Here is a 14437-nt window from a genome sequence, read left to right as displayed (position 1 = left end):
TTGCTGGCAGCCGCGAAGGCGATTTGCCTTCGCCGCTTGTCGCGCGCATCCTTTGCGTCGTCCTATGAAACGATAAGATCGTGAAGGAATGGCGTGGCCGAGTGCCGCGCGCGGCCGTCGCAGAGGCCGTCCGATTAGCAGGCCGGCATTCCAGGACGTCCGCGTAATCGGAGTGGAGCTCGCCGAGTTGGGGATCAAAGACGACAATCTGCTCCCTCAACTTCACCGACTTTCGAGGCTCACACTGTTCACGGGCCATGCAGATGACATTCTGGCATGGCGATTGAGCGCTCTGTCAGGGCTGAAACCTAGCGAAAGAGATTTGAAATTTGACCACGGATCACACGGATTCACACAGATAGGAACGCATTCACCAGGTCGCCTTCCGGCGGATTCGGCGGGTTCTGATTGAAGAACGATGCCGAGGGCGCGGGCGAGTCGCAGAACCTCACCCAGCCGGAATCGACCGATTTGTTGCCGGAGAACGAAGCGACGCCGCTTGAGCTCACCCGGAATGAGATCGGCACTTGCAGCCCTCCGAAATTCAGATTCGGCGTCACGCTGCCACCAGGCAGAACTCCGTCGTTTGTCAGTTTCAAGCTCACGCTGCCGACAAGACAACAAGGATCAGGGGGGCAAAAAAAGTTCCAGTTGACACTTACTGTATGGGTGTTATCATACACTCAACGGACTGAGAAAAGGCAACCATGCTCCATTTCCAGATCGATCCGCACTCCGGTTTGCCGGTTTACCGGCAGGTGATGGATCAGATCAAATATTACGTGGCGTCTGGCACGTTGCGCCCGGGCGATCAGTTGCCTTCGATCCGGGAACTTGCGCAGAAGCTGGCGGTGAATCCAACGACGGTGGTCAAGGCTTACTCGGAACTCGAACATGAGCAAGTCATCGAAATGCGTCACGGCAAAGGAGCCTTCGTGGCCGAAGGCTCGACCCGCCTTTCCGACCGCGAACGCGAAAAAGCGTTGCGCCGCCTGGCCCGGCAGCTTGCCGTCGAGGCCGCCCAGATGGGCGCTACACCGGAAGTGGTATTGCGCGTGCTCAATGAAGAGTTTAACGACATCGCAGGCCGGGACCTGGGAACCTTCGCCCAAAAACGCGGCGATAACAGAAGCTGAAACGCGATGAAGGACTACGCCATTCAAGCGATCGATTTGACCAAGGCATTCCCTGGCGGTGCGGTTGCGGTCAGCGGTCTGGATCTCCAGGTCGAGCGCGGCGCTGTGTTCGGACTCATGGGGCGGAATGGGGCCGGAAAGACGACCGCCTTGCGCCTCTTGATGGGTCTCTTGAGGCCGGACCACGGGACGGCTCTGCTTCTTGGATCGAATCTCTGGAACGCGCCTCGCGGGTCGAGATCACGGATCGCTTACGTCTCCCAAACCGAACAGCTTCCCAGTTGGATGACCCTTGGTGAACTTTGCCGGTACGTGTCGCATTTCTACGAGCGCTGGAATCAGGACGTGATCACCGACCTGGCGCGCCGCTGGTTATTGCCCTGGAATCGCGCGGTCGGCCGGCTTTCGAACGGCGAACAAAGAAAAGCCGCCATTGCTCTGGCTTTGGCCCCGCAACCGGAAGTGTTGCTCCTGGATGAGCCGGCGGCCGGACTCGATCCGATCGCGCGGCGGGAATTGGTCGAAGAGTTGGTGAGCGTGATCAGCCGGGGCGAAGGTTGCACCGTGCTTTTCAGCACGCACGTCACGGCGGATGTGGAACGGATCGCGGAGTGCATCGGGTTTATGGATCGAGGGCGACTGTTGCTGAGCGCCCGGCTGGATGAACTGCAGGCCAGCACCCGGCGCGTTCAAATCATTTTCCCGGGTGATTCTCCACCGCAGAATTTGTCCATCCCCGGCGCGACAAGAACCGAAACGGCAGGACCAGTCGTGACCGCGATTACTCGGCATGCGGACCATCAATACTTTGAATCTCTGAAAACCAGGCCCGGTGTGCGGGTGCAGATTTTTCCCATGAGCCTCGAAGAAATCTTCATCGAGGTCGTCGGGCAAAACACGCGGGAGGACTTTGAAGCGGCCCGAGTCGAGTGAAGGTGACACCGAAGATGAAGCGACCGGATTCCTGATGAAAACGCCAGCAGAGATCTTTCGGTTCAACCGTGAATGGACGCCAATGCACGCGAATCAAACGCAGGGACTGCCGCTTCGGTTTCGCGTCCATTCCTTTGGCGGTATCCCACTGTGAGTAGTTGATGAAGTCTTAATTCAAACCGAATCGCATATGAGACGTACCAAATTCCAAAACTCAATCCTGGCATTGCTCCTCGGACTGGCACTTCAGTCCGCTCAGCACGTCCAGGGCCAAACGCCTGGCAGCAACCCCGGAGGAATTCTCCCGGGCAGTCTGGTGGCCATCCAATCCATCCGGCTCGACGGCACGAATATCGTGGTGACGGTCGATGTGTCGGCTGACGTCAAAACCGTCGTGTTGGAATCCCGGCTTCGCGTCGGCAGCGGCGCGTGGGATCCACGCGCGATCCAGCGCATGTCCGAGTTCACAACGCCCGTGAAGGCGGTCACCTTCCGCATCCCGCGCACCGAGACGATGGAGTTGATTCGCGCCCGCGGCGACACTACCGAGACCATCCCAGCCACATTTTTCAAGGGCACGAATTCCATCCAGTTCGCGGTTAGCGGCGTCGGGAACAACAATCTCGCCGCCGCGCCGCCGATGGCGACGGCTTTCGATGATCGCGCCAAAGTGGCTGCCCCCGCTGAGAACGCGTCAGGGTCGGCCGCGCGCAGCGTCGTCGAATCGGACATCTGGAAGCTCAACGGTGACACGCTTTACTTTTTCAATCAGTACCGCGGGCTTCAGGTCATCGACATTGCGCAGCCGGACAAGCCGGTGGTTCGCGGGACGTTCAACCTCCCGGCGGCCGGCGAGCAGATGTACCTGCTGGGATCGAGCCAGGTGGTTTTGCTCGCGCGAGACAATTGCAATTGGGGCCCAACCGCCGAGAGCGAACTCATGCTCCTGGAAGTGAAGGATGGACAGCCCGCGCCCGTCGCCGAACTCGCCATTTCCGGACAAATCCGCGAAAGCCGCCTCGTCGGCACCGCGCTCTACGTCGTGTCCGAACGCTACCAGCCCATGCTGCTGCCCGCTAAACCTGGCGGCCGACCTCAAGAAGCGTGGGAATGGGGCAGCCAGGTGACTTCCTTCGATCTCAGCGACTTCGCCAAACCGGCCGTCAAATCCAAGGAATGGGTTTCAAGCGGGATGTATCAAAACATCAATGCCATCATGGCCACCGACCAATACCTTTTTGTGGCCGCCCCGGCGCCCAATCAGAATTCCTGGAACGGAAACTCTCTCATCCACGTCTTCGACATCTCCGCGCCGGACGGCACGATGCGGAAGCTTTCGAGCATTCCGGCCACGGGCAAGGTCAAGGACAAGTTCAAGATGAACCTCGACGGCACCACGTTCTCGGCGGTCACGGAGACCTGGAATTTAACGCGGAACAATCCCTCCACCCAGGTCGAAACGTATTCGCTGGCCGATCCCAAATCCCCCAAGCACCTGGCCGTCCTCAAGATCATCGAGCGCGAGCAACTGCACGCCACGCGCTTCGACGGCGATTTGCTCTACGCGGTCACGTTTTTCCGGATCGACCCGCTCTGGATCATCGATCTTTCCGATCCGGCCAATCCCAAGAAGGTTTCCGAGCTGGAGATTCCGGGCTACTCGACCTACATCCAGCCGCTGAATGGCCGGCTCGTGACCATCGGGCTGGACAATACGGCGGGCTGGCGGACGGCCGTCCAGCTTTTCGACGTTGAAAATCCCGCCAAACCTTCGCTTCTGAGCAAAGTCATCCTCGGCGAGCAATATTCATCCAGCGAGGCGAACTACGATGAGAAAGCTTTCGGCGTCCTGCCGGAGGAGAAGCTGCTGCTGGTGCCCTACTCCACTTACGGAGCGGACGGCTATTTCCAAGGCGTTCACCTGATCGACCTGGAACGCGACACGCTTCGCAAGCGCGGCGCGATCGAGCACGAACTTCAACCCCGCCGCGCGACCATTCACCGGGACCGCATCCTCTCCGTCTCCGGGCAAGAGCTGTTGAGCGTTGATGCCACGGATCGCGATCGTCCGCGCGTGGTTTCCTCGACGGAACTCTCCTGGGCCGCGGACCGAGTTTATCTCGAAGGGCAACACCTGATCGAAATCAGTTCGCAATGGAATACCCCAGTGTCGCTGCGCGTGGTTCAGGCCGATGATCCATCCAAGGTCCTGAAACATGTGAGCCTGTCGGACGTGCCGTTCTTGGGAGCAGCAGCCCGCCACCAGCGCCTCTACGTCGCGCAAGGCAAGTCCACGGAATACGTGTGGGAAAAAGATCCGGCGGCCAGCTCCTGGCGTCTCGTGAGGACGAATGAAGCCGCTCTGACCCTCTCGATTTACGATCTCTCGAAACTGCCGGAGGTAACGCTGCTGAGCCAAACCAAAACCCAATTCGAAAACCGCTATTGGTCTTCGCTCACCGCGCTCTGGCCGAAACCGGGCGTGCTCGTTTGGAATACGAGCAGCTACGGCGGACCGTGGCGGATTCTGGCTGAGGACTCCGCGGTCGGCTCGCCCAGGATCGCCGCCCCGATCGATTCACGCATTGGCTTTGCGCCGTGGCGGGGCAGTTCCGAAGCGATCTTCGTGGCTTACGACGTGGCGAACGCCGGTCAGCCGGCCTTCCTCTCGGAAGTCAAAGTCAACGGAACCAACTATTGGTGGAGCTTCAGCAAAGCGTTCGCGGTCGATGGCCTGGTTTACCTCAGTCACCAGGCCTCGGAGTACTTGCCTTACCTCAAGCCGCCGCATTGGATTGATAGCACAAAACCAACGATCGAACCGGCCCCCGGGGTCTGGGCGCAGCGCTATTTCCTCGACGTGATCAACTACGCCGATCCGAAAGAGCCGAGCGTGCGGAAACCTGTCGCCCTTCCGGGCGCGCTCATCGGCGTCGCGCACAAAGGCCAGTTGCTCTACACGCAGGGCTATCGTTACACGGACGTTGAGAAATGGACGGACATGAGGGAGTACCTCGATGCGGTGGCTTACGACGGCGTCGCGACGCACGGCGTCGATTCGATTCAGTTGCCTCAGACCTGGCCGCACCCCGTGCTCGCAAACGATGCGAATCTGTTCATCGGGCAAGTGCTCGATGTCCGGGCCGCCAGCGCTCCGACAACGGAACCGAAAGTCGTGGACGCGACGAAGCCGGCGCCCGCTCCGGGAAGCACCGGAAGCACTGCCGGCTCATTGGAAGTCTGGACCCTGGCCGACACGGGCAAATTCACCCGGCTGAGTTCCACGGCCTTGACCTCGCCGGCGAACGATTTGCGGAAGTTCGGAGATCTGCTGGCCGCGCAAGTGAACAACAAGATCCAGTTGTACGACGCCTCCAATCCGTCGGAGTTGAAGCTGCGCGCAACCGGCGCGCCGCTCGGATGCATCGGCTACAATTTGGAGTTCGCGACCGGCACGCGGGATCGCGGGCTGTGGATTCCGCTGGGCCCATACGGCGTCACGCGCATTGCGATCAATCAATGACGACGGTCCGGTAGGGCAGACCTTCGGGTCTGCCTTACCCCAGGCTGGACCTGATCCATGTTTGATTCCCATCCAGAACGAGGAGAGAATCCCGCGAAGGGCTTCGCGCATTGGACTTTGAGCGTGATTCTTCATCGTAATCCTACTCTTACTCTTACTCGAAGAGCGCTTGTCTCTGAACGATTAGGATTAGGATTAGGATTAGGAGCAGGAGAACTCCACAGAGTTAATTCAATGGCATTGTACCCTGTCCCTCTCCCCATCGGAGGGGGAGAGGGTGTCCGTAGGACGGATGAGCGGGACGTTCAGGAAAGAGCTCCGCGCCTGACCATCCCGCTGGGTCGGTTCGAGGCGAGCGGTTGGACGCCCGACTTGAGGTGCGCAGAAAAGGAAATCCTCAGCGCCGCCCAAGGCCGGCCTTCGGCGAATGTCCCGTTGGAACCTTCCAGGCAAACTCGACCTCGAGTCGGCTCCGGGCGCGGCCGGAAGATTCAGGCCTTCACGCTGGTCGAATTGCTGACGGTGATCGCGATCATCGCCGTGCTCGCCACGTTGCTCTCAACCGCGCTGAGTTCGGCGAAGCGAAAAGCCCGGCAGGTGGCCTGCACTTCGAACCTTCGGCAAGTCAGCCTCGCCTTCAACATGTATTTGGACGACGAACAGAAGCGTCCGAACTACCTGGGCGCTTTGGTGACGGCCAAATACCTTCCCGCTCCCGCCGTGCTGCTTTGTCCCGAAGACAAAACTCGGAACTGGGGCGGCCTGGTGGAAGGATCGCGCTTTGGCGAACCCACTTCCTTGCTCAAAGCCGCTCCCGCAACCGAAGCGCTGAAAGTCGCGGGCCACACGGACCCAATACGGGAGATTCCTTACTCCTATTTGCACCCGTTGTCCTGGGATGACGAAGCGTGGAATCGCCTCGCCAAAGCGGATCCCAGCGCGGGCATCGCTGCCTGTCAGCTTCACGGGCTGGGAAAACCAAACTTGAATTCCCCCAGCATTCGCGACTTCCAGGGCTTGCTCCTGCGCGCGCAACGCGATGGGGCGGTCGTCAAACGCCAGGTCTTTTGGGAACCGGTAGCGAACATCGAGTCCAGAAGCGTGGTGGACGCCGAGGTCGCCGCGGCGCCGCCGTCGGCTTTTGCGGCCGGCCCGGCTTTGACGGCGCCGCAGGCGGCACCGGCCATGTCCCCCGCGCCGAGCAGTTATCCGTGGCGCTTGTTCACGGACGAATCCGTGCCGTGAATCCGGTGTATCAATCTTGCGGGAAAACACGAGTGGACACCCGTGTGGGGCGTCCAAAAAGACGAAATCAGGGACGCGCGACTGGGCGCGTCCCTGATTCATCGCGGCGTATGAAAAGATCGGCTGATCCCATCGAGGGTCGGGCGGCGGTGGGGATGTGTGAGCGAGGTGTCCGCTGTAGCGCAGAGTTGCACTCTGCCGTATCGCCGATTTGTAATCGGCGGCGTTCAGGCAAGTTCCAGAGCGCTCGATCTTGGGGCCGCTTGCGGAATGCGCGATACGGCAGATTGAAAATCTGCGCTACGGCTAACACAGACGGCGCTGCTGCGCCGCCGCATCGTCAAAAACGCGGCTGCGCGGGAACGCAGCCCTACCGTCGGGTTCAAGGTAGGGCCAGCCGTCCCGGCGAGCCGCTCCACGGGCTTGGAACACGTCCGGATCGGCTCGCTGGGGACAGGCTCGCCCTACCTGGATGCTTGATGTATGCTGGACCACATCAGTAAAGAACTGTTCTCCTCAAAACTTGCCAGCGCGAGCGTGGAAGCGGCGCGCGCGGTGAGCGAACGTCTCCGCGCGAGAAGTTCTCCGTTGCGGGGATTGCTCTGGGCGGAGTGGTTCGCGCATAGCAAGCTATTGCTCTTCTTTCTGGCGTTGTGGTTGATCGGGGTCTGGGGCTCTCCGCTTTTCATCAGTCCCGGCTGGATTCTTCTGCTGGGCGGGGTGTACGCGTTGCTGGCGGGCCCGGCTTACGGAGGCGGAGACGTCCTGGAAGGCTGCGAGGAATTCTCCTTTGCCTTGCCCGCCGGCCGCTCCGCCCGCTACTGGGCGCGCGCGACCGTGGGCGGCGGAACGCTTCTCCTGCTGACGGCGATGAACCTCTTCGCGCTGGGATTTGACCTGCCGCAGATTCTAGCACGCTTCTACGTGGGCACGGGCATCATCAAACCTTTGCCGATTCTGAAGCCTGGGTTGCTTTACGGCCTGGTGGGCGCCCTGCCCTTCGCGGTGTTTGCGTTCTCGTTCGCACTGGCGGCCAACACCCATTCGCGGACCCTGGTGATGACCGCGTGGTTTTGGGCGGCGCTGACCGCCTTGTTTCTCGTGCAATTGGGCTTTTGGTACGAGCAACACCTCTGGGAATCGCTGACCGGCTTTTTTTCTTTCCCGCTCCTGCTCGTGGCGGGCGCGGGCGCCTTGTGGCTGGGCCAGCGTGTGTACTCTCGAAAAGAAATCGGAAGCCCGGCTGCCCCCTTCTACATCCCCGCTCGATTCTGGCTCTGGCTGATCGGATTCATCCTCGGCGTTTGCGTGGCCCTGGCGCTCCTTTCTTCTCTCGCCAAACATTACCCGGAATTCTTCGCTGTGCCGGCGCGTTAAATTCGAGCGACACGAATTTCACGAATTTGCGCTCCTGACGACAGCCATCAGCAGCGATTCGATCTGCCGCAAGAAGGTGCAAGGCTCATTTAACCGATTTAACGATTCAACCCATTTAACATTTTAGCGCCGTTACGCCGGCTTTTGAGTTTGACCGTCGCAGGCAGGGCTGTTGTTCTTGCGCCCGAACCCGGACCCCATGTTTGCCGCCACCGAAGAGAAAGCCTCGCGTTGGTACACCGGCGTGACGCGCTACCAGTGGCTCGTCCTCGCCATTGCCTCAGCCGGCTGGGCTTTCGACACCTTTGAAGGCCAGCTCTTCAACATCACCCGCAACCAACTCCTGGCCGACATCCTGAACGTCGGCCCGGGCGATCCGGCCATCAAACGGTACGGCGATGCTTTCCTCGGCATCTTCCTGGTGGGCGGGACGACGGGCGGATTGCTTTTCGGTTCGCTCGCCGATCGCTTCGGCCGGCGGCCCACCATGATCGTGACGATCCTCATGTATTCGATTTTCTCCGGACTGACGTTCTTCGCGCAATCGTTGTGGCAAGTGGCGGTGCTGCGGTTTCTCGTCGCGATGGGCGTGGGCGGCGAATGGGCGGTCGCCGCCAGTCTGGTGGCTGAAGTTTTTCCCAAATCTGCGCGGGCCCATGCCTCGGGGATTTTCCATGCCACCAGCATCTTCGGCACGTGGATGGCAGCCCTGGCCGGTCTGGCCGTGGGCGCGCAATGGCGCTACGCATTCCTGATTGGGGTGCTTCCAGCGCTGCTCGTCCTTTGGGTCCGCGCCAGCGTCAACGAATCGGAAAGTTGGAGCGACCGGGCGGCAGGCGGGCAATCCGTCAAGCTCGGCAGCTTTCGGGAACTGCTCCTCCATCCGCAATGGGGGCCGCGGGCGTTTCTGGGCATGCTCCTGGCCGCGGTGGGATTGGCGACATTCTGGGGAGTGACCGTCGCCGGACAAGACCTCGCGAAACAAATCATGCTCAACGGCGGGGTGGCGGAAAAGATCGCCGCAGAAAGGGCGAAGTTCGCCTACGGAATCGTTGAGACTGCGGGCGGCGGTTTGGGCTTGCTGGCGTTCGGGCCGATTTGCGTCCGCCTGGGCCGCAAGCGAACCTTCGCGTTGTTGCACCTGGCCGCGCTGGCGATGGTGCCCATCACGTGCTATCTCCCGCGGAATTATTTTCAACTGCTGATCTTGCTCCCGGTGTTTGGATTCTTCACGCTGAGCATGCACGCCGGATACGCGATATATTTTCCGGAGCTCTTCCCGACGCACTTGCGCGCCACAGGCACGGGCTTTTGTTTCAACGGCGGGCGCATTCTCGCGGCGCCGATGCTCTGGTTTTCCGGCTGGCTAAAGTCGCTTCCTGGAATGGACCTGCGCCTGGCGGTCACCCTGCTGGGCCTTCTGTTCAGTCTCGGGCTGATTATCATTCTGTTTCTTCCCGAAACCAGGAACCAACCCTTGCCGGATTGATCTCGCTTTTTGGACTGCGGCGGGAAGCGAAGCGCCACGCCGCTTTGGCCGCGCTGGCCAAGCTTCTCGGTGTCGCCGCTGCGCTCTGCCACCGCAGTCCCAAAACATCGGCGAACCACCGACGCTGATAAACTTTGGATGCCTCGTTCGCAGTCTAACACTCTCCAGCCTTGACGAGAGTCCGCGACCTGTGATCTTGCGCCACACTATGCCAGACGGCCTCCAACGACTGTGTTACCGCGTTCCCCCTCACCCTGGCCCTCTCTCTCAGGGGGAGAATTCTCCGATCGAAGCTCGCATATTGACCCCCCGAACAGATTCTTTGACCACGGATTCCGCGGATTTCGCAGATAGAGAAGGGTCTTATCCGCGTGATCCGTGTTATCCGCGGTTGAGTCAGGTTTATGGGGAGGGAACAGACCATCCTGATCGAGGATCGACCTGCGCCGCTCGACCCCACGAAATCCTTAGATCGAGGCTCCCTCTCCCTAAGAGCCTGTCTGAAAAATGGGTGGAACGGGCTACCAGCCAGGCTACCAGCCTGTGTTTGGCGGCAACCTGCCGCCAAAAGGCCCGGCGGGCTGGTAGCCCGCCGCAACAGGCCGGTGGCCTGTTCCACCCAGAAGACAATTTTCAGGCAGGCTCTAAGGGCCATAAGGGAGAGGGCCGGAGTGAGTGGAAAAGTGGTTCCCCGACAACCAGGTTGTTAGTCATTGGAATCTGGGCAGAACCCGCTTTGCTTGGAGTGTGGCTCTATCTCATCGGGCTGACGGCGGTGGCCGCGAGTCAAGCAAGCCGTCCGCTGAGTCCCTCCGACGAACTCGCCACCCTTTGCCTCGCGGATGCGAATCTGACCGTTGAGCTCGTCGCCGCTGAACCCAACGTGATCAGCCCCGTGGCAATTGCCTGGGACGCAGACGGACGCCTGTTCGTCGCGGAGATGATCGACTATCCTCTGGGCCCGGGCACGGGCCAGATTCGCCGGCTCGAAGATTTGGACGGCGATGGCCAGTACGAAAAGGCCACCGTCTTTGCCGACAGACTTTCCTTTCCGAACGGCGTCCTGCCCTGGAAGGACGGCCTCCTGGTCACGTCTGCGCCGAACATCTGGTTCCTGAAAGACACCAATGGAGATGGAAAAGCCGACGAACGCCGCGTGATCCTCACCGGGTTTCGCGAAGGCAACCAGCAGTTGCGCGTGAACGGGCTCACCTGGGGGATCGACAACTGGATTTACGCCGCGAATGGCCGGAGCGATGGCGATATCCGCCGACCGGACGAGCCAGCCGCGAAAGGCGTGTCGCTGCGCAACCATGATTTGCGCTTCCGTCCCGACACCGGCGAATTCGAGGTCATCGCGGGGCGAAGCCAATTTGGCCGGGCGCGGGACGATTGGGGAAACCACTTTCTGTCGTGGAACACGATTCCGGTCCGGCACGTCGTCATCGAAGAGCGCTACTTGAATCGCAATCCGCAACTGCGGCCGGACGAAGGCGTGCTCGATATCCTCGCGCCGGCCGACACCGGCCGTGTGTTTCCGCTCACGCCGCCGCCGCTGGTCTTCAACAAAGAGTCATCCAGTCATTTCAACGCGCTGGCCGGGTTGACGATTTATCGCGGCGACGCACTCGGGGAAAAATACTGTGGCAATGCGTTCATGGGGGAGTCGCTGCGGAATCTCGTCCACCGCCGCGTGCTGGAACCGAACGGGGTGACTTTCGTGGCGCGCCGGGGTGAGGAAGGGAAGGAGTTTCTGGCTTCGAGCGATCCCTGGTTCCACGCGGTGAACTTCGCCACGGGACCGGACGGCGCGCTTTACGTCGTCGATTTTTACCGCCAGTTTGTGGAGCATCCGGAGTACGTCCATAACCCAAGCGTCGAAAAACGGATTCCCTGGCGGACGGGAGCGGAGCACGGGCGCATCTGGCGGATCAAGCGAAAAGCAACGCAAACTTCCGGAGGAAAAGCGGCGGCCACAAAGTCAGACAGGCTGGAAGCCTGTCCTACTTTGAGTGGCGCTTCGACGGCCGAACTCGTCCAGTGGCTGGGCCATCCAAACGGCTGGTGGCGCGATACGGCGCAGCGGCTTCTGGTCGAACGCCAGGATCGCGCCGCCATCTCACTCCTCAAATCCGCAATCCGCAATCCGCAATCCGCAATCCGCAATCCGCAATCCGCAATCCCACTGGCTCGTCTGCACGCGACGTGGACGCTCGACGGCCTTGGCGCGCTTGATGAAAGGACGGTTTTGTCGGCGCTCCGCGACAAGGACCCGCGCATTCGGGAGCACGCCGTGCGTCTCAGTGAACGGTTCCTCGGAAACTCGCCCAACGCGGCGCAGCTCAAGAGAGGCGTGACCCGGCTGGCCGGTGATGCCGATGCGCGAGTCCGCCTTGAACTCGCTTTGGCGGCCGGAGGACTTGCCGCAGCAGAGAGAGAGAATTTGCTCGCGCAGTTGGCTCGGCGAGGAGTCGCAGATCGCTGGCAGACCCTGGCGATTCTGAGCAGCTTGAATTCCCGGCCGTGGGGCTTTTTCGCCCGATTGGTCGGAGCGAATTGGACGATCGGTAAAAGACCCTGGCAAACGCTGCCGAACGATGACACGGTTTATTTTGTCGAGAAGTGCGCGCGCCTCATTGGATCGATCCCGGATGGCCAGGATCTGGAAAGGTCCTTATCCTGGGCGATGGCGGCCGGTTCCGAGGCGACGCTGCCTGCTCGCCTCGTGTTTCTCGCGGGAATGGCAGACGGACTGGAACAACGCGGACATTCTTTGCGCGATTGGATCGAGCGCCGGCGCCAAACGGCCCGAACTCCAGCGGACTCTCCGCAGGCTTTCCTCGAACGTGCGCTGAGGTTGGTCAGATCAGAATCAGAACGGCGACGCCTGCGACTGGCCGGCATTCGAGTCCTGGTTGAATCTCGCGCGCCGGAGGCTGGAGCCGTCGCGCTCGATTGGCTGCGGCCCGGACAGGCTTCGGAACTCCAATCTGCCGCGATTCATGCTTTGGTGAAAGTGGCCGACACCGACTTGGCGGTTCGGATTTTCGCGAACTGGGCGGAGTATGCGCAAGGCACGCGGCGGCAATTGGCGAACGTGGCATCGCGTTCCCCTGCGCTCACGGTCGCTCTCCTCGATGCGCTCGAACAAAACCGGATTCCGTCGATTGAAATGGACGCTTCGGCGCGCCAGTCGCTGCAAAAGGTTCCCGACGCCGAAGCACGAATGCGCGCCACGAAACTTTTTCGAAGCACCGTCGCCGCCGATCGCGAAGAGGTTTTGCGCAAGTTCAAACCGGCGCTGACCCTCGACCGGGAGGCGGGCCGCGGCGCGGAGGTGTTCGCCAAAACCTGCTTTGTTTGCCACACGATTCAAGGCCGCGGAAAACAGATCGGCCCGGACTTGTCCGGAATCGCGAGCCGCCCGCCCGAGACCGTGCTCATTGATATCCTGGATCCGAGCCGGCAAGTGACGCCGGATTTTCTGAGTTACACGGTCACGACCTCGCGCGGAGAGTCTGTGACCGGGCTGCTTGTGGCTGAAACTTCTGCCAGCGTCACTTTGCGGCGGCAAAGCTTGCCGGATGAAACGATTCCGCGAAGTCAGATCCAGGAGCTGCGCGCCGACGGGAAATCGCTCATGCCGGACGGATTGGAGCAAGGACTCTCGATGCAGGACATCGCGGACTTGCTCGCGTTTCTGGCGCAGCCGGATGGATCGTTGCTGCCGAAGGAGTGACTTTTCAGATCTCAAATCTCAGCTTCCTACGGGGCCGCTTCCAACCTGGACAAACGGCGCCGCGACCGTGGGCAACTTTTCGGTGCCGACCGGCGCAAAATTCGCGTGCATGATACCACCCTGGATGGCGCGACGATCCAGACCAAATTCGATCAAGAGAAAGCCACGTTTCGGCTTGGTGATACAGACAACGACGGAATCCCGGACTGGTTCGAGCGCCGCTATAGCGCCGTCCTGAATCCCGCCAATGCGTCCGATGCTATGAAGGACGTTGGGACGCGTCCGACATCGGTTGGGGCGGCGTGACGAATGTGATCGTTGGCCGATGGACGTATGTGGCCTACACCTACAACGGCGCCGCCATGACCACCGCCGTCTATAAGGAAGGCGTGCAGGCCAATACCGGCCAATACCGAGGTCTTGACGGCAGGGCTTGACACGTGGGACATCGCCGGCTGGCTCCGCCCCTGGGCGATTTTGAGCAAAGCGAAGAACACGAGCGTGAGCGGGTTGGAGGAAGCCGGCATCCTGAAGTCCAGCCGGGGCCAGGTCAGGCTGCTCAAGCCCGACGAACTGCCCGACGGCTGGGATCCCGCGACGGACGCACGGCTCACGCACTGGGAGACCGTGCATCATCTCATCCGCGTCCTCGCGACGGGCGGTGAGAGCGCCGCATCGGAGCTGGTGTCGAAGCTGGGCTCCAAAGCCGAGACGGCCCGCGAGCTGGCCTACCGCCTTTACACCCTCTGCGAGCGCAACAAACGCGCGACCGAGGCGCTGTCCTACAACGGCCTCGTGCAGAGCTGGCCTGACCTAATCCGCCTGGTGACGGAGCAGAAGGCGGTCGGGCCGGTGCAAGCTGAGATGATTTAAGGCCAAAAAGAAGGGATGGCCAGAAAACGCGGGATTTGCCACATTATTTGCCATGAGCGTTGCAGCGGAACCAATCTGGGCCGTGAAACCTGAGAAGGTGGAGGCGGTGGTGAAGCGGCTGG

10 protein-coding genes and 1 pseudogene are annotated in these 14437 nt (G+C 60.9%); 9 read left to right on the top strand and 2 right to left on the bottom strand.

Annotated elements, in window-relative coordinates:
- Positions 1–350 precede the first annotated feature (350 nt).
- The gene (locus FJ398_04950; protein ID MBM3837304.1) at positions 351–605 is read right to left on the bottom strand and encodes a hypothetical protein; all 255 of its coding nucleotides are present in this window, start codon (positions 603–605) and stop codon (positions 351–353) included.
- A gap of 102 nt (positions 606–707) precedes the next feature.
- On the opposite strand from FJ398_04950, the gene FJ398_04945 reads away from it, so the two are divergent.
- From FJ398_04945 to FJ398_04930, 4 genes are all read left to right on the top strand, one after another.
- A complete protein-coding gene (locus FJ398_04945; protein ID MBM3837303.1) occupies positions 708–1136 on the top strand; it encodes a GntR family transcriptional regulator in 429 nt (142 codons plus the stop codon).
- Positions 1137–1142: 6 nt separating this feature from the next.
- Positions 1143–2069, top strand: a complete 927-nt coding sequence (locus FJ398_04940; protein MBM3837302.1) for an ABC transporter ATP-binding protein — start codon at positions 1143–1145, stop codon at positions 2067–2069.
- Positions 2070–2259: 190 nt separating this feature from the next.
- A complete protein-coding gene (locus tag FJ398_04935) occupies positions 2260–5592 on the top strand; it encodes a hypothetical protein (GenBank protein ID MBM3837301.1) in 3333 nt (1110 codons plus the stop codon).
- 234 nt (positions 5593–5826) lie between these two features.
- Positions 5827–6837: a type II secretion system protein gene (locus FJ398_04930; GenBank protein MBM3837300.1), complete on the top strand. Its 1011-nt coding sequence runs from the start codon at positions 5827–5829 to the stop codon at positions 6835–6837.
- A 306-nt stretch (positions 6838–7143) separates the two neighbouring features.
- Here FJ398_04930 and FJ398_04925 read toward each other — a convergent pair whose 3' ends face one another.
- Complete coding sequence (locus tag FJ398_04925; protein ID MBM3837299.1) at positions 7144–7332, bottom strand: hypothetical protein; 189 nt, start codon at positions 7330–7332, stop codon at positions 7144–7146.
- On the opposite strand from FJ398_04925, the gene FJ398_04920 reads away from it, so the two are divergent.
- From FJ398_04920 to FJ398_04900, 5 genes and pseudogenes are all read left to right on the top strand, one after another.
- Positions 7321–8214, top strand: a complete 894-nt coding sequence (locus tag FJ398_04920) for a hypothetical protein (protein ID MBM3837298.1) — start codon at positions 7321–7323, stop codon at positions 8212–8214. The two genes, FJ398_04925 and FJ398_04920, sit on opposite strands and share 12 nt — an antisense overlap.
- Before the next feature lie 199 nt (positions 8215–8413).
- Entirely contained in the window at positions 8414–9703 is a 1290-nt protein-coding gene (locus FJ398_04915) for an MFS transporter (protein MBM3837297.1), read from the top strand.
- A gap of 208 nt (positions 9704–9911) precedes the next feature.
- Positions 9912–13442 (top strand): c-type cytochrome, encoded by a 3531-nt coding sequence (locus FJ398_04910; GenBank protein ID MBM3837296.1) that lies wholly within the window; start codon positions 9912–9914, stop codon positions 13440–13442.
- A gap of 105 nt (positions 13443–13547) precedes the next feature.
- Positions 13548–13748, top strand: a complete 201-nt coding sequence (locus FJ398_04905) for a hypothetical protein (GenBank protein MBM3837295.1) — start codon at positions 13548–13550, stop codon at positions 13746–13748.
- 171 nt (positions 13749–13919) lie between these two features.
- Positions 13920–14315, top strand: a pseudogene (locus FJ398_04900) (hypothetical protein).
- Positions 14316–14437 lie beyond the last annotated feature (122 nt).

This window comes from Verrucomicrobiota bacterium (assembly GCA_016871535.1).
Lineage (GTDB): Bacteria > Verrucomicrobiota > Verrucomicrobiia > Limisphaerales > SIBE01 > VHCZ01.
This window is presented reverse-complemented; position numbering and strand designations above follow the sequence as displayed.

Excerpts from the sequence above, each read along its gene's own strand:
- FJ398_04915 (MBM3837297.1), top strand. The coding sequence starts at position 8,414 with ATGTTTGCCGCCACCGAAGAGAAAGCCTCGCGTTGGTACACCGGCGTG.
- FJ398_04930 (MBM3837300.1), top strand. The coding sequence starts at position 5,827 with ATGGCATTGTACCCTGTCCCTCTCCCCATCGGAGGGGGAGAGGGTGTC.
- FJ398_04940 (MBM3837302.1), top strand. The coding sequence starts at position 1,143 with ATGAAGGACTACGCCATTCAAGCGATCGATTTGACCAAGGCATTCCCT.
- FJ398_04935 (MBM3837301.1), top strand. The coding sequence starts at position 2,260 with ATGAGACGTACCAAATTCCAAAACTCAATCCTGGCATTGCTCCTCGGA.
- FJ398_04920 (MBM3837298.1), top strand. The coding sequence starts at position 7,321 with ATGCTGGACCACATCAGTAAAGAACTGTTCTCCTCAAAACTTGCCAGC.
- FJ398_04945 (MBM3837303.1), top strand. The coding sequence starts at position 708 with ATGCTCCATTTCCAGATCGATCCGCACTCCGGTTTGCCGGTTTACCGG.
- FJ398_04910 (MBM3837296.1), top strand. The coding sequence starts at position 9,912 with ATGCCAGACGGCCTCCAACGACTGTGTTACCGCGTTCCCCCTCACCCT.